Origin of the sequence: Nonomuraea muscovyensis (assembly GCF_014207745.1) — a bacterium.
GTDB classification, from domain to species: Bacteria; Actinomycetota; Actinomycetes; order Streptosporangiales; family Streptosporangiaceae; genus Nonomuraea; species Nonomuraea muscovyensis.
Genome location: NZ_JACHJB010000002.1, coordinates 2,857,363 through 2,879,229 on the forward strand (window position 1 = coordinate 2,857,363; position 21,867 = coordinate 2,879,229).

Below are 21,867 nucleotides of genomic sequence, written 5' to 3' on the forward strand. Positions count from 1 at the left end.
CTACAGGCCGTACCGCTCGCCGACCTCGGCCGCGATCTTCTCGGCCTTCGGCCGGTAGACGCGGTAGAAGTCCTTGCCGCACTCCAGGTCGTCCAGGGCCAGCCTGATCTCCCTGTCCAGGAAGCGGCGGGCCTCGGCAGGCGAGAGTTTCGGAAGGTAGCCGGAGTCGTTGTCCGGGTCGTACGCGGGGATCGACTCGTCGTCCTTGCGCGCCAGCTCGTGCAACTCCCGGCCGATCATCGCGCCGCCCCACTTGGCGACGTCCAGCGGCTTGGCCGAGGTCATCCGGTGGCCCTTGGCCACCATGCAGTCGGCCATCGCGGAGGCGAGCCGCACCAGTTGGGGGTCCCCGTCGACCTCGCTCCGCATGCGCCGGCTGATCAGCACGTTGACCTTCAGTCCGTGGTCATGGGCGGAGGTGACGTCCATGCCGGTGACCTTCTTGATGGACTGGGCCTCGCAGGTGTCGGAGGCCTTCGCGTACGCCTTCTGCTGTGTGTCCGACAGGTCGTTCCTGATGGCGTGGTTGGGATTCTCGGGCGGGGTGACGCTCCCCGGCAGCTCGTCGCGGTAGACGAGTATGGAGGAGATCCCGAATCCGTACTTCGCCCGGTAGGCCTTGTCGGCCTCGTAGTCGCCGGACTGCAGTCGCCGGTCCTCCTCCGACGGCGGGGTGTCCGGGTAGACGAACGGGACGTACCTGAAGCCCTTGCCCTTCATGCAGTCGGCCTTGAGCACCTGCACCTGGTGCTCGCGGTCCTGTCGCGACGTGGACGTGGACGTGGACGTGGACGTGGCCGACGGCGGCGTGGCCGTGCTCGTCGCGCACCCTCCGAGGACCAGGGCGAGGGCCGCCACCGCGGGCGCCGATCGTACGATCATCAGCCCATCACCCCGAACTGCTCGCTGATCCGCCGCTCGATCTGCCGGAACCTCGGCTGGTACGCCGCGTAGAAGTCCTTGCCGCACTCCAGGTCGTCCAGGGCGACCTTGATCTCCCGGTCCAGGTGACGGCGCGCCTCCACGGGGCTCAACCGGCTCGGCTCGTAGTACTCGCCCTCGGGCAGGCCGGTGTCCGGGATGTCGTCGTTCTTGGCGATCTCGTTCTTCTGCGCGGTGAACAGGTCCCACCCCCAGGTGTGCAGGGCCGTCGGCTTGGTCGAGGTCATCCGGTGGCCCTTGCCGGAGAGGCAGTCGGCCATGGCCGAGGCGAGGCCGACGAGCTCCGGGTCCCCGTCGAGCTCACGCTTCACGGTCTGGTCGATGAGCCGGTTGATCTGGGCGAACCGGTCTTCTTCGGACTTCACGACCTTGCCGGTGACCTTGGTGATCGCCTCCGCCTGACAGGACGGCTCCGCCTTGTCGTAGGCCTCCTGCTGGGCGGGCGAAAGATCCCTCTTGATCTTCCAGTTCGGGTTGGCCCCGGGGTCGTCGACGTCCTTGGGCTGGTGCGGATGAACGAGGTGGTAGAAGACGCCGAAGCCCCGCTTCGAGCGCTCCGCCTTCATCGCCGCGTGGTCGCCGCCGTGCGCCTTCTCCTGCTCGTCGCCGAACTCGAGCGGGGGCGCCACGAACGGGACGTACGTGAAGCCCCTGCCTTTCATGCAGTCCGCCAGCGCCGCCTGGATCTGGCGGGCCGTGTCCTTCTCGGGTGCGGGCGCGGCCGAGGACTGCACCGTCGTGCTCATCCGGCATCCGGCGAGCACGCCGAGCAAGGCCGCAGCCACTAGTGATCGTCTGGGCATGGCAGAGGACCATACTCCGTTTAACGGAGTATGGTCAATCCAGGACGGCGCGGCGATGGTCTCCCGGCACGAACGCCGCGGCGGCCGTCAGCACCGCCAGCAGTCCCCAGTAGGCCAGATGCTGGCGCGTCAGGCCGGTGAGATGCTCCGCGAGCTGGGCGGAGACCACCAGCAGGTAGAGCGAGGCGGCGAGCGCCCAGCGCGCGTCACGAGCCTTGCGCGCCGCCCAGACGGCCAGGCACAGCACCCCCACCTCAAGCGCCAGCCGGCCGAGGCCGATCGCGGGCGCCGGCCCGTCCGGCATCCAGGCGGGCCCCGCCCACGCCGCCGGCGGCACCGCCGCCAACCACCACCAGGACCGGGGTCGCGGCCGGTCCCCGGCGGCCAGCACCAGCAGGCCGCAGCACACCACCGCGTACCCCACCGCGACGATCGCCGGCCCGCTCGCCGCGAACAGCGGCCGGCCGGCGAAGAACCCCGGATAGACCGGCAGCAGCGTCACGTCGACCGGCTGCCACGCCGTGGCGATCATCATGGCCTTCGCCCCGCTCAGCGCCGCGCCGGCCAGCGCCGCCCACACGCGGCCGCGCAGCACGGCCAGCAGCCCGAACGCGGACGCCAGCGCCCACACGGGAACCGTCTGCGCGTACGGCAACAGCACCGCGAGCTGCGCGGCCATCACGGCCGTCACGCCCAGGTGCAGGCCGTCCCGCCAGGCGTCGCCCCGCGCCGCGTGCCGCACCCGCTCGCCCAGCCCGCCGCCGACGAGCCCGGCCGCCTGACGCGCCTCCGGCACCGTACGGCCCGGCTCGGCGCAGTCGAGCAGGACACCCAGCAGTTCCTCGCCGTGGGCGGCCCGGTAGGCGCGCGGATAGGCCAGCAGCAGCAGCCGGTAGCGGCGTTCGAGCGGCGTCACGCCGTGGCGGGGCGGTCGATGACCAGGGCGGCGGCCCGCTGCATGCGCAGCGCCTCGGCCTCCAGCACCGCGCGACCCTCCTCGGCCAGGCGGAAGTAGCGCCGGTTGCGGCCCGCGACCGTCTCCTCCCGGTCCACCACGATCAGGCCCCGGTCGTTGAGCCGCTCCAGGACGCCGTAGAGGGTGCCCACGGACGGGCTCACCCGCCGGCCCGACAGCTCGGCCACCACCTTCATGATCGCGTGGCCGTGCAACGGCCCGTCGAGCAGTGCGGTGAGCACGTAGTACATGGGCTCGCTGACTTCACCGGTCCCCCTGGGCATGCCGCCGAACATAACACGCCTCGCGCCGTGCGGCGGCGGGGCTACGATGGCGGGCAACCAGCCGACGAAGGGCGACGAGATGTCCGTCCTGATCCGCACCGACGACGTGCCGCCCGCCCGGCGCCACGAGTCCTGGCGGAGCATCGTGTGCGACACGCTCGGCCCGCTCGACATCCGCATCGACCCCGACGCGCCGCTGCGCGGCGAGATCGACGCCGGGCCGCTCGGACCCGTGGGCGTCGGCAGGGTGCGCACCTCCACACCGCACAGCGTCCACCGCACCCCCGGCCTGATCCGCCGGGGCGGCGGCGAACTCTACCGGATGGTGCTGGCGCTGGCCGGCGGCCCCGTGGTCGAGCAGGACGGCAGGTCCACCCGGCTGCGGCCGGGCGAGTTCACCGTCTACGACTTCGCCCGGCCCTACCGGCTCGGCTACACCGCGGGCGTGGACCTCGCGGTGTTCAGCCTGCCCCGCGAGGCGCTGCCGCTGCCGTACGAGTCCGTCGCCCGCCTCACCGCGGTGCCGATCGCCACGGACGACGGCACCGCCGCACTGGCCGCGCCCCTGCTGCGCCGGGTGACCCTCGACCTCGACACCTACTCACCCGCCAGCGCCGCCCGGCTGTCCACCGTCGTCATGGACCTGCTCGCCACCGTCGTCGCCGAGCGGGCCGAGCAGGCCGGCGCCCTGCCCGAGGAGTCGCGGGCGCGGACGCTGTCCCTGCGCGTGGACGCCTTCATCGAGGCGAACCTTTCCGACCCCGCCCTCGGCCCCCGCACCGTCGCGGCCGCCTGCCACGTCTCGCCGCGCCAGCTCCACCGGCTGTTCGAGGCGCGCGGCAGCACCGTGGCCGCCTGGATCCGGCACCGCCGCCTGGAGCGCTGCCGCCGCGACCTCGCCGACCCCGCCCTGCGCGACGTGCCCGTGGGCGGCGTCGCCGCGCGCTGGGGCCTGCCCGACCCGGCCCACTTCAGCCGGGTGTTCCGACAGGCGTACGGGATGCCGCCCGTCGAGTACCGCCGCGCCCGGCTCTGACGCCTGGCACGGATCGTCAAGCGGGCGGCACGGGAACACAAGCCCGGCGGGGCGCCGGTCAGCACACTGGAGACGTACGCATCCCCCACCCCGGAAGAGGAGCCACCGATGTCCGGCACCCAGCCCGCCACCCGGTCCGCCACGCTGTTCGTCAACCTGCCGGTGTCCGACCTCGCCAGGTCCAAGGCGTTCTTCACCGCGCTCGGGTTCCCGTTCTACGGCGCGACCGACGACATGGCCTCCGTGGTCATCAGCGAGCGGACCCAGGTCATGCTGCTCGCCCAGCCGACGTTCGCCTCGTACGCGCGGGCGGAGGTCGCCGACCCGGGCAAGAGCACCGAGGTGATCCTCGTCCTGGGCCTCGACACCCCGCAGGAGGTGGACGAACTGGCCGACCAGGCCCTCGCCGCCGGTGCCACTCCCGTGGGCGAACCGCTGAACGACGGCATGCGCTACCAGCGCGGCTTCGCCGACCCCGACGGCCACCAGTGGTCGGCCCTGTGCCTGGTGCCCCCGGCGAGCTGACGGCATGGACACCCTCGTGGCCGGCGAGGTGACCTCGGCCGACGGCACCCCCATCGCGTTCCACCGGTCCGGCACCGGGCCGCCCCTGGTCCTCGTGCACGGCGCGTTCACCGGCAAGGACCATCCGACCCTGCGGGAGGTGGCGGTCGCGCTGTCGCCGTGGTTCTCGGTCTACAACTACGACCGCCGCGGCCGGGGCGGCAGCGGCGACACACCGCCCCACACCGCCCAGCGGGAGGTCGAGGACCTCGCGGCTCTCGTCGCCCTGGCAGCTTCGGGCGGCCCGGCGAGCCCGTCGGCACGTGGGTCGTCCGGCGGGCCGGTGACGCTCTCCGGTGAGCCGTCCGGCGGGCCGGTGATGCTCTTCGGTGGATCGTCCGGTGCCGCGCTGGCGCTGACCGCCGCCGCCCGGGACCCGGCCGTCGGCAAGCTCGCCCTGTGGGAGCCCCCGTACCACGTCGGCGCCGGCGCGCCGAGCCTGCCCGCCGGCTTCGCGGCGACACTGGAGGGCCTGGTGCGGCAGGGCCGGCGCGGGGACGCGGTCGAGTTGTTCATGGTGGCGGCCGCCGAGGTCCCGGCCGAGGCGGTGACCGCCATGCGCGCCGAACCCTCCTGGCCCGGCCTGGAGGCGCTCGCCCACACGCTCGCCTACGAGGCCGCGGTCATGGGTCCGGGCAACGCCCTGCCCACGGAGCTGCTCACCTCGATCAGGTCCCCCACCCTCGTGCTGAACGGCGCCGACAGCCCGCGCTGGATGCGCGACGCGGGCCGAGCGGTCGCCGCCGCCGTGCCCGGCGCGGCCCATCGCGTCCTCGACGGCCAGACCCACGCCGTGGCGGCGCGGTCGCTGGCACCGGAGCTCCTGGAGTTCTTCGTCGCCGGCTAGGAAGTCGCCGGCCAGGAAGAGATCGGCCGTCCCGCGGAACGCGAGAGCGGCGAGGGGGACCCGGAACCATGGTCCGGATCCCCCTCGCCGGTGGGCGTGGTCACGCCCGGCCGGTCAGGCCGGGCGTCGCGGGTGCTAGCTGCAGCCGCTGGTCGAGCCGCAGCCCTCGCAGACGTAGCAGCTGCCGGCCGGGCGCATCTTGGTGCCGCAGGTCATGCAGAGCGGCGCGTCGGCCGTGAAGCGCTGGTGGCTCTCCAGCGTCAGCTCCTTGGCCGACGCCTGCGGCTCGGGCCTCTCCTCGATCGGCGCCGACTGCGCGAGCGCCTCGCGGTCGACCGTCTCCTGCAGGGCGGCCGGGTCCTCACCGCGCTGCTGGGCGGCCCGCTCGGCCGCCGAGAAGATGCCGAGGGCGGCCCGCTCGTCGTACGGCAGGTGGTCGAGCGCCAGGCGGCGGAAGATGTAGTCCATCACCGAGGTGGCCATCCGGATGTCCGGGTCGTCGGTCATCCCGGCCGGCTCGAAGCGCATGTTGACGAACTTGCTCATGTACGTCTCCAGCGGCACCCCGTACTGGAGGCCGATGGAGATCGCCACCGAGAAGGCGTCCATGACGCCCGCGAGCGTCGAGCCCTGCTTGGACATCTTCAGGAAGACCTCGCCCAGCCCGTCGTCGGGGTAGGAGGAGGCCGTCATGTAGCCCTTGGCGCCGCCGACCGTGAAGCGGGTCGTCGTGCTCGGGCGCTGGTTGGGCATCCGCCGCCGGGTCGGGCGGTTGACCTCGATGACCTTGACCTCGGGCTCGGCCGGCTTGGCGTCCTTTGCGTCGTCCTTCTTGCCGCCGGCCGACAGCGGCTGGCCGACCTTGCAGTTGTCGCGGTAGACGGCCAGCGCCTTGAGGCCGAGCCGCCAGCCCTCCATGTAGACCTGCTCGATGTCGTCGATCGTGGCCGACTCGGGCAGGTTGACGGTCTTGGAGATGGCGCCCGACAGGAACGGCTGGGTGGCGGCCATCATGCGCACGTGGCCCATCGGGGCGATGGCCCGCTCGCCCATCGCGCAGTCGAAGACCTCGTAGTGCTCCTTGCGCAGCCCCGGCGCGTCGACGACGTGGCCGTGCTCGGCGATGTACTCGACGATGGCCTCGATCTGCTCCTGCAGGTAGCCGAGCTGCTTGAGCGCGCGAGGGATCGTCTGGTTGACGATCTGCATGGAGCCGCCGCCCACGAGCTTCTTGAACTTGACCAGCGCCAGGTCGGGCTCGATGCCGGTGGTGTCGCAGTCCATCATCAGGCCGATGGTGCCGGTCGGGGCGAGCAGCGACGCCTGGGCGTTGCGGTAGCCGTTCTTCTCGCCCAGCTTGAGGCACTCCGACCACTGGCGCGACGCCTCGGCGTGGATCTTGTTGTCCATGGAGGCGATGGTGCGCAGGCTGTCGTTGGCGGCGGCGTGCTTGCGCATGACCCGCTTGTGCGGCTCGGCGTTGCGAGCGTAGCCGTCGTACGGGCCGACCGCCCCGGCCAGCTCGGCGCTGCGCCGGTAGGACACGCCGGTCATCAGCGAGGTGATGGCGCCCGCCACCGCCCGGCCACCGTCGGAGTCGTAGGCGTGGCCGGTGGCCATGAGCAGCGCGCCCAGGTTGGCGTAGCCGATGCCGAGCTGCCGGTAGGCGCGGGTGGTCTCGCCGATCTTCTCGGTCGGGAAGTCGGCGAACGTGATCGACACGTCCATCGCCGTGATGATCAGCTCGGTCAGCTTGACGAAGTTCGCGATGTCGAAGGTGTTGTCGTCCTTCAGGAACTTCAGCAGGTTGATGCTGGCCAGGTTGCAGGAGGAGTTGTCGAGGTGCACGTACTCGGAGCACGGGTTGCTGGCGGTGATCCGGCCGGTCTCCGGCGTGGTGTGCCAGTCGTTGATCGTGTCGTCGTACTGGACACCCGGGTCGGCGCACTCCCAGGCCGCCTTGGCCATCTTGCGGAACAGGTCGCGGGCGTCGACCGTCTCGATGACCTCGCCGGTGAGGCGGGCGCGCAGGCCGAACCGGTCGCCCTTCTCCACGGCGCGCATGAACTCGTCGGAGACGCGGACGGAGTTGTTGGCGTTCTGGTACTGGACCGAGACGATGTCCTTGCCGCCCAGGTCCATGTCGAACCCGGCGTCGCGCAGCGCGCGGATCTTGTCCTCCTCGCGCGCCTTGGTCTCGATGAACTCCTCGATGTCGGGGTGGTCGACGTCGAGCACGACCATCTTGGCGGCCCTGCGGGTGGCGCCGCCGGACTTGATGGTGCCCGCGCTGGCGTCGGCGCCGCGCATGAAGGACACCGGGCCGCTGGCCGTGCCGCCGCTGGACAGCAGTTCCTTGGACGAGCGGATGCGCGAAAGGTTGACGCCGGAGCCCGACCCGCCCTTGAAGATCACGCCCTCTTCCTTGTACCACTCGAGGATCGACTCCATCTGGTCGTCCACCGAGAGGATGAAGCAGGCGCTGACCTGCTGGGGCGACTGGGTGCCCACGTTGAACCAGACCGGGGAGTTGAAGGCGAAGATCTGGTGCACCAGGGCGTACTTCAGCTCGTGGTCGAAGATCTCGGCGTCCTCCTCACCCGCGAAGTAGCCGTGCTCGACGGCCGTGCGCGTGTAGACGCCGACGACCCGGTCGACCAGTTGCTTCAGGCTCCACTCACGCTGGGGCGTGCCGACCGCGCCACGGAAGTACTTGGTCGTCACGATGTTGGCCGCGTTCACCGACCAGAACTCGGGGAACTCGACACCCCGCTGCTCGAAGTTGACCGAGCCGTCGCGCCAGTTGGTCATGACGACGTCGCGGCGCTCCCACGTGATCTCGTCATACGGGTGCACCCCGGGCGTGGTGAAGATCCGCTTCATCTTCAGGCCCTTGCGCGGGCGCTTGCCTCCACTGCCACCGCGCGCGACTGAACCGCTGGCCGTCTCCGTCATGACTCCCCCTTCTCCGCCTTCAACTGTTCGATCTCGGCCTCGAAGTCCGCCAGGCTCTCGAAACCGCGATATACCGATGCGAACCGCAGGTAGGCGACCTCGTCCAGCTCCCGCAGCGGCCCGAGGATCGCCAACCCCACCTCGTTGGAGGGGAGCTCCGCCGCGCCCTTGGCCCGGATGGCCTCCTCGACCCGCTGGCCGAGCTGGGCCAGTGAGTCCTCACTGACCGGCCTGCCCTGGCAGGCCCGGCGCACGCCCGCGACCACCTTGTCCCGGGAGAACGGCTCCGTCACGCCGCTGCGCTTGCTCACCATCAGGAGTACGGTCTCCTGGGTGGTGAACCTGCGCCCGCATTCGGGGCAGGTGCGGCGACGCCGGATGGCGGCACCGTCGTCCGTCGAGCGGCTGTCGATGACCCTGGTGTCAGGATGGCGACAGAACGGACAATGCACGCGTTTCGCCTCCTCCACCGGCGGTCACCACAAACGCCGAACCCCCCTCGCGGGACGCTCACGCACGCCCCATGGCAAACCATGGAGCGGTCACGAAAACACAAGGTGTGGTGAACTACATCGGTGTAACTACTAGATGTTGTGGTCCAACCGTAGAAGCGCGCGACCATGAACGCAAGTTGGCCGGGCACGCGCCGGGGAAGTCGCTGATCAGCCCCGCCCCTGCCCGGGCGGCCCGGCGTGTCGCCCTCAGATGCGCCGTCCGGCCACATCCGCGCCGTTCTGGACCATCTGTCCCAGCAGCCACGCCGCGCCCCCAGGCCACCCCCGCCCAAGCACCCCACGGCCGAGAAACACCGAACGACCCAGCCGTATGCCCCGCCGACTACCCCTCACTCCCCGGAGCCGGACACCACCAACTCTCCTGGGGCCGCCCCACCCCACTCCCCTGCGGCCACGCCCCCACCGGTCACCGTCCCTCGTCCCGGTCCCAGGACGCACACCTCACCAACCGGCGTCCCACCACCACGACGCCCACCGGCCACCGTTTCCATCGACCGCGACGCCCGAGCCACACGGTTACACCAGCCGCCACGCGGACCCACACGACTCCTCAGTCCCGACACGGAGTCACACAGCTCCATCACCCGCCGCTGCGGAACCACACGACTCCATCAGCCGCCATGCGTAACCACACGGCTCCATCGGTCCCGATACGGAGTCACACAGCTCCATCGATCCCGACACGGAGTCACACAACTCCACCAGCACCGATCCGTGACACACCGGCCAACTCCACCGGGCCGTGACCCATGGTGTACCGACCGACTCAACCAGCCGCACGTGGTGGCCGACGGAGGTCAACTCACCCCGCGAGACCCCGCCTCAAGGGCGCCGCCCCTGCGGGAGCGGTCCGCCGCAGCCGAAGGCACCACCCCTTGGCGATGACCCGACTCGACGGTCGTCTGGCGAGATGCGGGACGGACCTCCGCATGACTCGCCGTTCGCGTGCCGAGCCAGAACCCACCGAGCGACAGCAGCACCATGCAGACCAGCACCGCCGCCCTCCCCCGCCGCGTCAGACGTACGGGCGGCGAGACCGGCCGCCCACGTCCCTTGCGCCGGAACGACCGCTGAGCCGCTTTTCTCGCAACAGCACCCTCGCCGCCACCTGCCACCACGGTGAGATGCCGACGACCCGCCCCTCGCGACCCGCGCGGCCACCTCTGCGCACCCCGCTGACCCATACCCGTCGCCCCACCCGGTGACGACCCCGGCCGCACCCTTCGACCGGATGGAACGGCATCCCGCACCTTCTGCCCCGGAGCGACGCCATCCCGCTCCGCGCCATCCCGCCGCACAGACCCCCGCTTCCCACGATCCTGCCTCGCCCCAGCGCTCTTCCCACGCCTCGCGCCGCCTCCCTTCACACGATCACGCGGAGCGGCATCACCTACGCCACGGTCCGTCCGGACGGCACCTCGCTCCATACGTTCGCGCCAGGCGGCATCGCCTACCCCGCGTTCCCCCCGCGCCTCACCTCGCTCCACACGATCGCGCGGAGCGGCATCACCCCCACGATCCGGCAGGGCCGCACCGTGGCCCTGCCCACGGTTCCGCCCACCGTCGTCACGCTCCCCACGATCCCTCCAGGCGGTGCCACGTCCCCCATGGCCCCGCGGAGCGACCTCTGCTTCCCCACGATCCCGATTGACGGCGTCCCGCACCCCGCGATCTCGCCGCACCGCATCCCGATCCATGCGGTTCCGCAGAGCGGCGTCCCGAACCCCTCGGACCGGCGAGCCGGCGCCTCCGTCCCGGCCCCGCACCGTGGCGTCCTGCGCCCCTTGGTTCGGCCGGGCTTCATCCCGAACCCCGTCAACCGGTGGCGCGGCGTCACGTCTCCCCCGGCCTCGTGGTGCGGCATCGCGCACCACCTTGCCCAGCCGGACAGCGGTCCGCGTGTCCTGACCCGGCCGGACTGCACGTTGCGCGTCCCGGCCCACTTGGGCGGCACGTGCTGCGTCCTGGCCCAACGCGGCTGCACCCTGCGCGTCACGGTCCTGCCGGGCGACATTTCGCGTGTCCTGGCCCGATCGCGCGACATGTCGCCCGTCCCAGTCCTGCCGAGTGACGCGTCGCGTGTCCTGGCCCGGTCGGGCGGTGTCTCGCGCGTCCCGGTCCGGGCGAACGGCACGCCGCGCTTCCCGGTCCGATCTGGGCCGCCCTCGGGAGCCCTTGACCGGTGGGGTGGTGTCGTCAGAGTCCGCCTCGGCTCGCGGAGGCGGCACAAGCCAAAGCTGCGGCCGGCGACGGCCTGCCGAAGAGCCGCCCACCCGAGAGCCGCCCGCCCCAGGACCACCCACCCGAGACTCGCTCACCCCAGGACCACCCACCCGAGAGTCGACTGCCGGGGAGTCTCCTGGCAACCAATCATCTCCCCAGGAGTCTCCTGGCGGCGCGGCACCTGCCTGGGAGTCTCCGGCCGGAGAACCGTGTGCCGAAGGAACGCCCGCCAGCGGGTCACCCGCCGGAGAGCGGCGTTCGGCCCTCGCGGTGCCGGGCAGACGCCGCGACGGACCGGTTGCCCCGTCATGCGACCCGGAGCCCTGCGTGCCGTCACGTCTGGAGCTGTGTGGGGCACCGCCTTCCTCACCCACGGCACCACGCCGAGAGCCTGTCCGACCGCCTGACCCGACCCGGGCTCTCCGAACTGGGCCGACACCGTCCATCCAGCCTTGCTCGACATCGTTCGTCCGGCCTGACCCGGCACCGCCCAGCCGGCCTGGCTCGACACCGCCCATCTGGTCGTGCCTCTCCACGAGAGCCGCCCCCCTCTCCGGAACCTCGGCCCCGCCCGATGACACGCCGCCGCCCCGCGACCTGTCCTCCCGCATTGAGAACCCCCACCCCTCCAAGTGGCCCGCCTGGAACCGCCCGTCCCGTGCCGGCCCGCGCTCAAGCAACCCCTCCACCACCGACCAGGCCGGAAGGGCGTCATAAAAGGCCCTCGAACCCCCGCACCGTCGAGGGCCGGGCAGGTGATCCGCTTCGCCGCCGAGAAAGGGCCTCAGGGCGCGAAACGCCCGCCTCCCGCGAGACCGGGGCACCCGCCCCGTCGGCACGACTCCCGGTGAACGGCACGTCGCGCCTCGGTGTCACCCCCGCCCGCGAACTACGACATCGGGCGAAATTGCCATGTGAACGGCTCAGCGCATGGTTTGCCCGTGTTTTGGGCCCGCGCCTCGCGGGACCGGAACGGTGCTGGACAGCGCCGGGAAACCGGCTCGGCCGCCCGGTGTCGTCGTCGGTCAGGTCGATGACTGTGGTCGTTCGCATGATGACCTCCCACACCGTCGCAGTCCGAGAAAAAGCCCCGATAATGATCAGCAAATCGAACACGGTGTCGATCGAACTCCCGTACGATGTTGTACACCACACTGGCGACAATTTCGAGGAAGACTCGAACAATTGTTTGAAGATGATCTTCAACAGAGATACGGTCGCTGTGTGCGACATGAAGACCACGGACCGGGAGGTGCGCCGGCTGCGGCGACCCGGCTGGCAAGGAGGAGAGCATGAGCGAGCGAGATGACGCAAACGGGGTCACCGACCTCGCGGTGCGCCGACGCGACTCCCTGGGCCTGACTCCCAGGCAGCGCAAGATTCTCGAAGTGATTCGCGACTCGGTGCAGCAGCGCGGATATCCGCCGTCCATGCGCGAGATCGGCGAGGCCGTGCAGCTGACCAGCACGTCCAGCGTGTCGCACCAGTTGACGGCGTTGCAGCGCAAGGGCTACCTGCGCCGGGACCCGCACCGGCCCCGCGCCCTGGAGGTCCGTCTGCCCGGTGAGCCCGTGCTCTGGGTCGACCCCGAAGCCGCCGGCGAGGACTCGACGGTCAACCGGCCCACCGCCGCCTACGTGCCGCTCGTCGGCCGGATCGCCGCCGGTGGCCCGATCCTGGCCGAGGAGAGCGTCGAAGACGTCTTCGCCCTGCCCAAGCAGCTCGTCGGCGAGGGCACGCTCTTCCTCCTGCAGGTCACCGGCGACTCGATGATCGAGGCCGCCATCGCCGACGGCGACTGGGTCGTCGTCCGCCAGCAGCCGGTCGCGGAGAGCGGCGACATCGTGGCCGCCATGATCGACGGCGAGGCCACCGTCAAGACGTTCAAGCGCAAGGACGGTCACGTCTGGCTGGTCCCGCACAACCCCAACTACGACCCGATCCCCGGCGACGAGGCCAGCGTCCTCGGCAAGGTGGTCGCGGTGCTGCGCCGGCTCTGACCGGCTGTCACGCCAGCCGGTCGGTCGTCGCACGTGGTCCCGGCCGCCGCTTGGGACGAGATCGCCCGTGCTACCGACATCGCTGGTAGAGGTAGAGGTCGCTCGTCCCTACTGGCAGTCGCCCGTAGGGACGAGGTCACACGCGGTTCCGCAGTCGCCGCTGGCGACGAGGTCGTACGTGGTTCCGCAGTCGCCCGTAAGGACGAGGTCACACGCGGTTCGGCAGTCGCCGCTGGCGACAGGCAGCGGCCCGTAGGGCGCGAGATCGCATGCGGTTCAGCGGCAGTAGCCAGGGGGACGAGCCTGGCGTCGACCAGGCGTGCGGCTCGGGGGCGGCTCGTGCCGGTGGTCATGCGTCCCTGGTGGACGGTGACGGCGCGTCGCGGCAGGTCGGACGGCGGCTTGACCCTGAGGCGATCTCTGTGTGGCCTCGCGTTGCGGTGATCACGGTGTGCGGGCAGATCTGACTGATGAGCAGTGGCAGGCACGAGAGTCGTTGCTTTCGGCCCCACGTCCGGGTGTGGTCGCTCGGGCGTGGGGCCGAAGCGCAGCTGGGCCGAGCTCGACGACCTCTGGAACGCCCGGCATGTCGTGGCTGTCACTCGTTGCGTCCACCGCTGCAGAGCATCCGGAGGCGGGCTTCCCCAAGATCCGCGGCGAGTTGCTCCCCGCCGGACGTCCCCTGGACGTCTTCACCGCCGCGCCTGGATCACCGTTCCCAGCCACCACTTGGCCGCCACCACCGCCCGCCGGCCGTCGCAGGGTTGTTGAGCGCTTGGTCGAGGCCAGTGCCGCCGGGCGGTGTGAGGGAGAGTGAGGAGGCCGTGCCTCCTCTCACGCCGCCCGGCGAGTCACACCGCCCTGCGAGTCACACCGCCCGGCGAGCTCTCACACCGCCCGGCGAGATCATTCAGCGCAGGTAGCCGACAGGGCCGTCGAGGCTCCAGCCGGGCTCGTTCGCGACGATGGAGTCCTTGTGCGCCGTGATGGCGATGCGCCACTTCGACTGGTTGTCGAAGTGGAACCGCCAGAGGCGCTTGGCCGTGGCTCCTGTCTTGCCGATGTAGCCGACCACGCCCTCCTTCACGAACCTCCCGGAGGCGGTCAGCGAGGCGACCTCGCTCTCGCTGGCGGTCACCAGGTAGGAGGAGACGTTCGCGGCACGCAGGCGGTACAGCGGTGTGCCGCCCGGGAACGGACTGGTCGCCACCAGCCCCAGCGGAGTCGCCGTGCGCTTGAACCGGTGGACCGTCTCGGCGCGCTCGGCCTCCGTGCTGCTCGCGGTGTAGAAGAAGCCCTTGCCGGTCACCATCTCGATGAGCGGCTTGGTGTCGGTGCCCGCCCCCGCGGTGGCCGCGCCCGCGCCGACGTTCGCGCTCGCGGGGGCTCCTGACAGCACCAGTCCCGCCGTCGCGGCCGTCACGACCATGGCGATCTTACGTGTCTTGATCATGTGTTCCCTTGCTTGCAGCGCCGGTGGGGCACTGGATTCGGCTGCGCGAGGTCGTCCCCGCACATGGGCTGTGCGGTGGGCGGCCCCGCTCCGGACCCCGCGACGGTAGGGGTTCCCGCTTACCGATCAACGTCGTTTCGCCTTCATCTCGCTGTCGTGCCGGGCCGGCCACGGGGAGATCAGCCCGCTGAGACCAGGGAAAGCCGGATATCTAGACTGATGCGGTGAGTGACGCAAAGCTCCTAACTGACCTCAAAGCCACACACGATGGATTGAAGTGGGCCAAGGCCGGCCCAGGGGTTATCCCCGCCTGGGTGGCCGACATGGACCTGCCCACCGCACCGGCGGTCGTCCAGGCACTCAAGCGCCGCGCCGAAGGCGACCTCGGCTATCCGACCTGGCTCGACAGCCCCGGGGGCGGCCCGCTCGCCGAGGCGTTCGCCGAGCGCATGGCCTCCCGCTACGGCTGGCGGGCCGCACCGGAGTACGTGCGCGCCTACACCGACGTCAACCAGGCGCTCCAGGTTCTGCTGCACGTCTGGACGCGGCCCGGTGACGGTGTGGCGGTGCACACCCCCACATACCATCCGTTCCTGGCCACGCTGGAGGACATGGAGCGTCCGCTGCGGCCCGTGCAGTTCCGTCCCGACGGCGACTCGTGGCGGTTCGAGGTTCCCGACCTGGCCGGATGCCGGGTCCTGCTGCTGGTCAACCCGCACAACCCGACCGGCCGCGTCTTCACCAGGCAGGAGCTCGAAGAACTGGCCGAGCACGCCGAACGGCACGACCTGCTGGTGATCGCCGACGAGATCCACGCCGATCTCACGTACGCGCCGCACGAGCACATCCCGTTCGCGACCCTCCTGCCCGAACGGACGGTCACGCTGACCTCCGCCACCAAGGCGTTCAACCTGGGCGGCATCCGGTGCTCGGTCGCCCACGTCGGCGTGCCGGAACTGCGCGAGGCGCTCGACGCGCAACCACCCTTCCTGTACGGCTCGGCCAACCTGTTCGGCGCGGAGGCGACCGTCGCGGCCTGGAGACACGGTGACGCATGGCTGGAGGAGACCCGGGCCCTGCTCGACCGCAACCGCAAGCTGATCGCGGCCCGGGTGCCCGAGACGGTCGGCTACCGGGTGCCGCAGGCGACCTACCTGGCCTGGCTCGACTACGGCCGGCCGGGAATGGCCGAGGTGCTGGAGCGGGAGAACAAGGTCCTGCTGAGCGACGGCGCCGCGTTCGGCCCCGGTGGTGAGCATCACGTACGGCTCAACTTCGCGACCACCGAGGCGATCCTCACCGAGATCCTGGACCGCCTCTGGCCGTGACGGTCGTGACCGCACCGGGCGTTACCGGACCGGTCGCGGGCGTTACCGCACCGGGCGTGATCGCACCGGTCGCGGACGTGCCGCACCGGGCGTGACCGCACCGGTCACGGGCGTGGCCGGTCGCGGGCGTGGCCGGTCGCGGGCGTGGCCGGTCGCGGGCGTGGCCAGTCGCGGGCGTGGCCAGTCGCGGGCGTGGTCGGTCCGCGGTTGTGACCGGTGCGGCCCTCACGGTCGTCACGGTGGTGACGGCCATGACGGTGGTGACGCCATGACGGTGGTGACGGCCATGTCGGTCGTAATGACGGTGACGGTCGTGATGATCGTGACGGTGGTCCGTGTTTTCGCCCTCCCTGACTGGAAAGCAGATGCCCGAGCAGGACAGGCCGGGCCTCGGGGTGAGGAGGCCCGGCATCCGGTCGAGGAAGGGATGGGGACATGGGCGAGCAGCAGCAGGACGTGATCGAGGTCCTGGTGACCGACCACCGCGAGGTCGAGGAGATGTTCACCGAGCTGGAGACGATGGTCGGCGCCATCGGCGAGCGGCCCAAGACGCTGGCCGAGCAGGTCGTCATCGAACTGGTCCGCCACTCGGTGGCCGAGGAGCAGTTCCTGTATCCCGCGGTGCGCGAGCACGTGCCCGGCGGCGACGAGGAAGCCGACCACGAGATCGCCGAGCACGCCGAGGCCGAGGAGACCATGAAGCGGCTGGAGGCCCTGGAGCCGGGCGACAACGACTTCTGGCCCACCCTGGAGGAGCTGATGCGGCAGATCCGCCATCACATCCAGGACGAGGAGAACGACCTGTTCCCGCGGCTGCGGGCGGCCTGCACCCCCGAGCAGCTCACCGAGCTGGGCGCCAAGGTGCAGCGGGCGAAGAAGGTGGCGCCGACCCGGCCGCACCCGTCCGCGCCCGACACCCCGCCCGCCAACAAGCTCCTCGGGCCCGGCACCGGCCTCGTGGACCGCATCCGCGACGCGATCTCGGGCCGGGGACGTTCCTGACAGGATTCGGCGCTCGCGCGGTGTCCGGATCGGGGTGGCCCGTTCGTCACCCTGGTGAGAACTCGACACCGAGGAGCGAAGAATGAAGTACATGATGTTCGTCTGCACCGACAGCGAACCGGACACCGACCTGACGGACGATGTCGAGACGTGGGTGGCCGACAACGACGCCCGCGGCCGGCGGCTCGACGGTGACGCGCTGGCGCCGACGTCCGCCGCGACGACGATCCGCGTCCGTGACGGCGAACTCCTCGTCTCCGACGGGCCGTTCACCGAGACCAAGGAGGTGATCGTGGGCTACGACATCCTGGAGTGCGCCGATCTGGACGAGGCGATCGAGGTCGCCCGCGCCCACCCGATGGCCCGGCTGGGACGGCTCGAACTGCGGCCGTTCGCCTCACTGGGTGACGGGCCGCATGACTGACCCGCGTCCCGCCGCGACGGCCGAGGCCGTCGCGGCGGCGAGTGCGGGTTCGTACGCCCGGATCGTCGCCGCCCTCATCCGCGTCACCGGCGACTGGACGCTGGCCGAGGACAGCGCCCAGGAGGCGCTGGCGCTCGCCCTGGAACGGTGGCCCCGGGACGGCGTTCCGGCCAGCCCGGGCGGCTGGCTCATGACCGTGGCCCGCAACCGCGCCACCGACGTGCTGCGCCGCGCGTCCGTCGAGCGGCGCAAGCTGCAGGAACTGGCTGAGCTCGCCGACCCGGCCCCGGCCGGACGGGAGCAGGTGGTGGACGACCGGCTGCGGCTCATCTTCACCTGCTGCCATCCCGCGCTCTCCCTGGAGGCGCGCGTGGCGCTGACGCTGCGCACGGTCTGCGGGGTGCCGACCGCCGACATCGCCCGGGTGTTCCTGGTCAGCGAGTCGGCGATGACCCGGCGGCTGACCCGGGCCAAGGCGAAGATCGCCGACGCCCGCATCCCGTACCGGGTGCCGAGCGGGCAGGAGCTCGCCGAGCGGCTGCCGGGCGTGCTCGCCGTGCTGTACCTGCTGTTCACCCGGGGATACGACGCCGGTGGAGAGCCGGCGTTCGCCGACGAGGCGATCCGGCTCGCCCGGCTGCTGGACCGGTTGCCGCCGGGCGAGCCGGAGGTCTCGGCGTTGCTCGCCTTGTTCCTCTTCCAGCACTCCCGGCGCGAGGCCCGCCGCGACGCGGACGGCCGCCTGCTCCCCCTCGACCGGCAGGATCGGCGCCGCTGGGACCGTGCCGCGATCGCCGAGGGCCTGGAGGTGCTGGGGAGGGTCCGGGGTGACGGTCCGTACGCGCTGCAGGCCCGCATCGCCGCCCACCACGCCACCGCGCCCGACGCCGAGGCCACCGACTGGCCGGCCATCGCGCGCTGGTACGACCGGCTCGCCCGGCTGCACCCCTCACCGGTGATCGCCCTGAACCGGGCCGTGGCCCACGGGTACGCCCACGGGCCGCGGGCCGGGCTCGCGCTGATCGAGCAGGCCTGTGCCGGTGGCGCGCTGGACGACTATCCGCTGGCGCTGGCGGCGCGGGCCGGCCTCGTCGCCCGCCTGGGCGACCGCGGCCACGCCGCCGCCCTCTTCCGCCGGGCCGCCGCCCGCACCGCCGTCGAGCCCGAGCGCCGGGCGCTGCTGGACCGCGCCGACGAACTCCTCGCCTGATCGCACCGGGGCCTGCCGGACGGGGACCCGGGTGGGAGGTGCCCCGGGCCCCCGCCCGTGCCGCTACGGGAGCGGGGGCAGGTCCGGCGGGGTGGCCGCCGGACGTTCCTCCAGGGCGGCCAGCGCCAGCTCGATCGCCTTCTCCAGTTGCGGGTCACGTCCGGCGACCCGGTCCTGCGGCGTGATGACGACCTCCACGTCCGGGTCCACGCCGTAGTTCTCCACGCCCCACCCGGGCCCCTCCAGCCAGAAGGAGTAGCGGGGCTGGGTCACCACCGTGCCGTCCACCAGCGAGTAACGCGAGTCGATGCCGATCACGCCGCCCCATGTCCGGGTGCCGACGAGCGGGCCGAGTGCGCGGTTCTTGATGCCGGCGCTGACGATGTCGCCGTCGGACCCGGCGAACTCGTCCGTGACGGCCACGATGGGCCCGCGCGGCGAGTCGTCGGGGTAGCGGGTGGGCTCGTAGCCGCGGGCGTGCGCCCAGCCGCTGACCCGGCGTGACAGCTTCTCCAGCACCAGCTCGGAGGTGTGGCCGCCGCCGTTCTCGCGGACGTCCACGACGAGTCCTTCGCGGGCCATCTCGGTCCGCAGGTCGCGGTGGAACTGCGCCCATCCCGACGCCACCATGTCGGGTACGTGCAGGTAACCGAGCCGGCCGCCCGACGCCTCCCGGACGAAGGCCCGGCGGCCCTCCACCCAGTCGTGGTAGCGCAGCGTGGTCTCGTCGTCGATCGGGGTGACGACCACCCGGCGCGGGTCGCCGCCGGTGGCGGGCCGTACCGTCAGCTCGGTGGGCCGCCCGGCGGTGCCGGCCAGCAGCGCGAGCGGGCCGCGCACCGGGTCGACGGGCCGCCCGCCGACCGCGACGATCGCGTCGCCCTCCCGTACGGCGACGCCGGGTGCGAGGAGCGGCGAGCGCGCGTCGTGGTCGGACGTCTCGCCCGGCAGGATCCGCGTCACCCGCCACGTGCCGTCGTCGTCGCGGGCCAGGTCGGCGCCGAGCAGGCCCTGGCGGCGGCGCGGGTCGGCCGGTGCGGCGCTGGGCCGGGCGTAGGCGTGGGAGGTGCCGAGCTCCCCCTGGACCTCCCAGAGCAGGTCGATCAGCTCGGAGTAGGCGCCGATGCGCTCGACGAGCGGCAGGTAACGGTCGAGCGCGCCCTGCCAGTCGACGCCGTTCATGTCGGCCCGCCAGAAGTGGTCGCGCATGAGGCGGCCGGCCTCCAGGTAGCCCTGCCGCCACTCGGCGACCGGGTCGAGCTGGACCGACACCCGGTCGAGGTCGATGGTGACCACCTCGTCGCCCTCACCGGCCGAGCGGGTCTGCAGGCCGTTCTTGCCGTTGAGGACGAGGCGGGTGCCGTCGCCGCTCACCTCGAACGCCCGCAGTTCCCTGCCCAGCTCCACCTTGCAGCGCTTCTTGAGGTCGTAGCGTTCGAGGACGACCTCGCCTGCCGGCTCGGTGCCGTCGCCGAGCTGGCCGGTCAGCGGAAGCCGCAGCCAGAGCAGCGCGTCCTTGGCGGTGCGCAGGTTGTCGTAGCGACCGGCGGGCACGGGCACCGGCACGACGCGGGAGGCGAGCCCGTCCGGATCGACCTCCGTCCGCGGCGGCGCGTCGTCCTTGCCGTCCTTGCCGCCCTTACCCGCCTTGTCGTCCTTGCCGGCTTTGTCGTCCTCGCCGTTGAACCCCCGCCCCTGCAGGTTCGGGTCGAACGGCGAGGGCGTCGTCGCCCGCAGGGGCACCAGGTACGGCCGGCACCCGGAGGGGAAGGCCAGGTCGAACACGTGCGCGTCGTACACCGGGTCGAACGTCCGCACCGACAGGAACGCCAGGTGCCTGCCGTCCCGGGTGAAGACGGGGTCGTAGTCGGCGAAGCGCACCGGCGTCACGTCGATGACGGAGGTGCCGTCGACGCGGCCCATCCTGATCTGCGACAGCGGCCGCTGGTGCGGGTGCACCCAGGCCAGCCAGGCGGAGTCGGGCGAGAACGTGAGCCCGTTGATGTCGCCGTTGGTGGTGCGGTCGAGCTCCCTGCTCTGCCCGGACTCGACGTCGACGAGCAGCAGCCGCCCGTCGTGGGTGGCCACGGCCACGTGCTTGGCGTCGGGGGCGACGGCCAGGTCGAGTACCCGGCCGAGCTCTCCGGCGGCGAGCGTGCGGATCTCGCCGCCGGGCGTACCGATCTCCAGCCCGTCCTCGCCGGAGGCGTCGGACACCCAGACGGCCGACCCGTCGCCGCCGAGCACGCGCGGCAGCCGTACCCGGACGCCCGGCTGGGCGCGCAGTGTGCCTGCGGGTCCGTCGCGGTGGGTCACCCAGTGGGCGGTGCCGCGGATCTCGACCGCGCTCGCCCGCCCGGTCGCGTCCGGAGAGAAGCCGCCGACGCGGGCCGGCGCCGGGCGCTTGGCGCGGGCCGGGCGCGGGCCGCTGAGCGTGATGTCCAGCTTGTACGGCTCGGCGTCCAGGCCGTCCAGCAGCCACAGGTCGCCGGCGTGGCTGTAGACCACCCGCCGCCCGTCGGTCGAGGCGTGGCGGGCGTAGAACTCCTCGTGGGAGGTGTGCCGCCGCAGGTCCGTGCCGTCGGGCAGGGCGGAATAGAGGTTGCCGACGCCGTCGGTGTCGGCCAGGAACGCCAGCCGCTCCCCCAGCCACATGACCGACCAGTGCTGGGCCGTGCTGTCGGCGAACAGCCGCGTGAACTCGCCGTCCCCCTGCGCGTCCACCCAGATCTTGCCGGCGGTGCCGCCCCGGTAGCGCTTCCACTGTGACGGCTCGCGCCACAGGGCTGAGACGGTGGCGACCTTGTCGCCGCTGGTCGCCGCGTCGCTCACCCGCCCGTACGGCAGGCGCCTGGCCGGCCCGCCGTCGAGCGGGACCGCGTACGCCCACATCCGGCTGCGCCCGCCCTGACCGAAGGAGGTGATCGCCAGCACGTCGCCGTCGCCGGTCCACCCCCGGGTACCCGTCATCGCGTTGCCCCAGTGGGTGAGCCGGTCGCCCTCGGGCCCGTCGACCTCGGCGGCGAACACCTCGGGCGCCCCCTCGCGGTGGCTGGTCCACGCGATGCGGGCGCCGTCGGGGGAGAACCTCGGGTACGACACGGGGATACGGTCGGCGGTGAACCGCCAGGCCCTGCCTCCCGCCAGCGGGGCCAGCCAGACGTCGTCGTCGGCGACGAAGGTGACCAGATCACCGTGCAGATGCGGATATCTCAGGTATGCGCCAGTAGTCACACGTGAACACTAATGCCGCCGATAGTGGAGGGGCGGAAATTTGTCGTGCCCTGGTGGGCGGGCAGGGATGGGCGCAGGGCACCTGGGCAGGG

The 21,867-nt window shown here is 71.8% G+C and carries 17 protein-coding genes; 9 read left to right on the forward strand and 8 right to left on the reverse strand.

Going from position 1 to position 21,867, the window contains the following annotated elements; translation table 11 throughout:
• From FHU36_RS29915 to FHU36_RS29930, 4 genes are read right to left on the reverse strand one after another with little or no spacing between them, the layout of a single operon-like run.
• A complete protein-coding gene (locus FHU36_RS29915; RefSeq protein ID WP_185087099.1) occupies window positions 1-882 on the reverse strand; it encodes a hypothetical protein in 882 nt (293 codons plus the stop codon).
• The gene (locus FHU36_RS29920; protein ID WP_185087100.1) at window positions 882-1,727 is read right to left on the reverse strand and encodes a hypothetical protein; all 846 of its coding nucleotides are present in this window, start codon (window positions 1,725-1,727) and stop codon (window positions 882-884) included. Before FHU36_RS29920 ends, FHU36_RS29915 begins: the two co-directional genes overlap by 1 nt.
• A 52-nt stretch (window positions 1,728-1,779) precedes the next feature.
• The gene (locus tag FHU36_RS29925) at window positions 1,780-2,661 is read right to left on the reverse strand and encodes a hypothetical protein (protein ID WP_185087101.1); all 882 of its coding nucleotides are present in this window, start codon (window positions 2,659-2,661) and stop codon (window positions 1,780-1,782) included.
• Window positions 2,658-2,984, reverse strand: a complete 327-nt coding sequence (locus FHU36_RS29930) for a PadR family transcriptional regulator (RefSeq protein ID WP_246502605.1) — start codon at window positions 2,982-2,984, stop codon at window positions 2,658-2,660. The genes FHU36_RS29925 and FHU36_RS29930 overlap by 4 nt, the downstream gene beginning before the upstream one ends.
• Window positions 2,985-3,030: 46 nt before the next feature.
• On the opposite strand from FHU36_RS29930, the gene FHU36_RS29935 reads away from it, so the two are divergent.
• The 3 genes from FHU36_RS29935 (at window position 3,031) to FHU36_RS29945 (ending at window position 5,431) form a co-directional block, all read left to right on the forward strand.
• Window positions 3,031-4,020, forward strand: a complete 990-nt coding sequence (locus FHU36_RS29935) for an AraC-like ligand-binding domain-containing protein (RefSeq protein ID WP_185087102.1) — start codon at window positions 3,031-3,033, stop codon at window positions 4,018-4,020.
• A 108-nt stretch (window positions 4,021-4,128) separates the two neighbouring features.
• Window positions 4,129-4,545, forward strand: coding sequence for a VOC family protein (locus FHU36_RS29940; protein WP_185087103.1), 417 nt, complete (start codon window positions 4,129-4,131; stop codon window positions 4,543-4,545).
• 4 nt (window positions 4,546-4,549) lie between these two features.
• On the forward strand, window positions 4,550-5,431 hold the full coding sequence (locus FHU36_RS29945; protein WP_185087104.1) for an alpha/beta fold hydrolase: 882 nt from the start codon (window positions 4,550-4,552) through the stop codon (window positions 5,429-5,431).
• 135 nt (window positions 5,432-5,566) lie between these two features.
• Here FHU36_RS29945 and FHU36_RS29950 read toward each other — a convergent pair whose 3' ends face one another.
• On the reverse strand, window positions 5,567-8,386 hold the full coding sequence (locus FHU36_RS29950; RefSeq protein ID WP_185087105.1) for a vitamin B12-dependent ribonucleotide reductase: 2,820 nt from the start codon (window positions 8,384-8,386) through the stop codon (window positions 5,567-5,569).
• Window positions 8,383-8,838 (reverse strand): transcriptional regulator NrdR, encoded by a 456-nt coding sequence (nrdR, locus tag FHU36_RS29955; RefSeq protein WP_185087106.1) that lies wholly within the window; start codon window positions 8,836-8,838, stop codon window positions 8,383-8,385. Before nrdR ends, FHU36_RS29950 begins: the two co-directional genes overlap by 4 nt.
• Before the next feature lie 3,578 nt (window positions 8,839-12,416).
• On the opposite strand from nrdR, the gene lexA reads away from it, so the two are divergent.
• Window positions 12,417-13,124 (forward strand): transcriptional repressor LexA, encoded by a 708-nt coding sequence (gene lexA, locus FHU36_RS29960; protein WP_221496622.1) that lies wholly within the window; start codon window positions 12,417-12,419, stop codon window positions 13,122-13,124.
• A gap of 910 nt (window positions 13,125-14,034) precedes the next feature.
• On the opposite strand, the gene FHU36_RS29965 is transcribed toward lexA, so the two are convergent.
• Window positions 14,035-14,577, reverse strand: coding sequence for a hypothetical protein (locus FHU36_RS29965; RefSeq protein WP_185087107.1), 543 nt, complete (start codon window positions 14,575-14,577; stop codon window positions 14,035-14,037).
• 323 nt (window positions 14,578-14,900) lie between these two features.
• Between FHU36_RS29965 and FHU36_RS29970 the strand changes: the two genes are divergently transcribed.
• The 5 genes from FHU36_RS29970 to FHU36_RS29990 all read left to right on the forward strand — a co-directional run bounded on the left by FHU36_RS29970 (window position 14,901) and on the right by FHU36_RS29990 (window position 18,541).
• Window positions 14,901-15,905 (forward strand): MalY/PatB family protein, encoded by a 1,005-nt coding sequence (locus FHU36_RS29970; RefSeq protein WP_185087737.1) that lies wholly within the window; start codon window positions 14,901-14,903, stop codon window positions 15,903-15,905.
• 268 nt (window positions 15,906-16,173) lie between these two features.
• Window positions 16,174-16,365 carry a hypothetical protein gene (locus FHU36_RS29975; RefSeq protein WP_185087108.1) on the forward strand — a complete coding sequence of 64 codons (192 nt, stop codon included), beginning with the start codon at window positions 16,174-16,176 and terminating at the stop codon, window positions 16,363-16,365.
• A complete protein-coding gene (locus FHU36_RS29980; protein WP_185087109.1) occupies window positions 16,341-16,907 on the forward strand; it encodes a hemerythrin domain-containing protein in 567 nt (188 codons plus the stop codon). The genes FHU36_RS29975 and FHU36_RS29980 overlap by 25 nt, the downstream gene beginning before the upstream one ends.
• Window positions 16,908-16,989: 82 nt before the next feature.
• Window positions 16,990-17,331 (forward strand): YciI family protein, encoded by a 342-nt coding sequence (locus FHU36_RS29985; RefSeq protein WP_185087110.1) that lies wholly within the window; start codon window positions 16,990-16,992, stop codon window positions 17,329-17,331.
• Window positions 17,324-18,541, forward strand: coding sequence for an RNA polymerase sigma factor (locus FHU36_RS29990; protein ID WP_185087111.1), 1,218 nt, complete (start codon window positions 17,324-17,326; stop codon window positions 18,539-18,541). The genes FHU36_RS29985 and FHU36_RS29990 overlap by 8 nt, the downstream gene beginning before the upstream one ends.
• A 63-nt stretch (window positions 18,542-18,604) precedes the next feature.
• On the opposite strand, the gene FHU36_RS29995 is transcribed toward FHU36_RS29990, so the two are convergent.
• Window positions 18,605-21,775, reverse strand: coding sequence for a S41 family peptidase (locus FHU36_RS29995; RefSeq protein WP_185087112.1), 3,171 nt, complete (start codon window positions 21,773-21,775; stop codon window positions 18,605-18,607).
• Between the last annotated feature and the right edge of the window lie 92 nt (window positions 21,776-21,867).

Coding starts and splice junctions, on each gene's coding strand:
- FHU36_RS29970 (WP_185087737.1), top strand. CDS start 14,901: ATGGACCTGCCCACCGCACCGGCGGTCGTCCAGGCACTCAAGCGCCGC.
- FHU36_RS29965 (WP_185087107.1), bottom strand. CDS start 14,577: ATGATCAAGACACGTAAGATCGCCATGGTCGTGACGGCCGCGACGGCG.
- FHU36_RS29975 (WP_185087108.1), top strand. CDS start 16,174: ATGACGGTGGTGACGGCCATGTCGGTCGTAATGACGGTGACGGTCGTG.
- FHU36_RS29935 (WP_185087102.1), top strand. CDS start 3,031: ATGGCGGGCAACCAGCCGACGAAGGGCGACGAGATGTCCGTCCTGATC.
- FHU36_RS29980 (WP_185087109.1), top strand. CDS start 16,341: ATGGGCGAGCAGCAGCAGGACGTGATCGAGGTCCTGGTGACCGACCAC.
- FHU36_RS29930 (WP_246502605.1), bottom strand. CDS start 2,984: ATGCCCAGGGGGACCGGTGAAGTCAGCGAGCCCATGTACTACGTGCTC.
- FHU36_RS29950 (WP_185087105.1), bottom strand. CDS start 8,386: ATGACGGAGACGGCCAGCGGTTCAGTCGCGCGCGGTGGCAGTGGAGGC.
- FHU36_RS29915 (WP_185087099.1), bottom strand. CDS start 882: ATGATCGTACGATCGGCGCCCGCGGTGGCGGCCCTCGCCCTGGTCCTC.
- FHU36_RS29990 (WP_185087111.1), top strand. CDS start 17,324: ATGACTGACCCGCGTCCCGCCGCGACGGCCGAGGCCGTCGCGGCGGCG.
- lexA (WP_221496622.1), top strand. CDS start 12,417: ATGAGCGAGCGAGATGACGCAAACGGGGTCACCGACCTCGCGGTGCGC.
- FHU36_RS29985 (WP_185087110.1), top strand. CDS start 16,990: ATGAAGTACATGATGTTCGTCTGCACCGACAGCGAACCGGACACCGAC.
- FHU36_RS29945 (WP_185087104.1), top strand. CDS start 4,550: ATGGACACCCTCGTGGCCGGCGAGGTGACCTCGGCCGACGGCACCCCC.
- FHU36_RS29940 (WP_185087103.1), top strand. CDS start 4,129: ATGTCCGGCACCCAGCCCGCCACCCGGTCCGCCACGCTGTTCGTCAAC.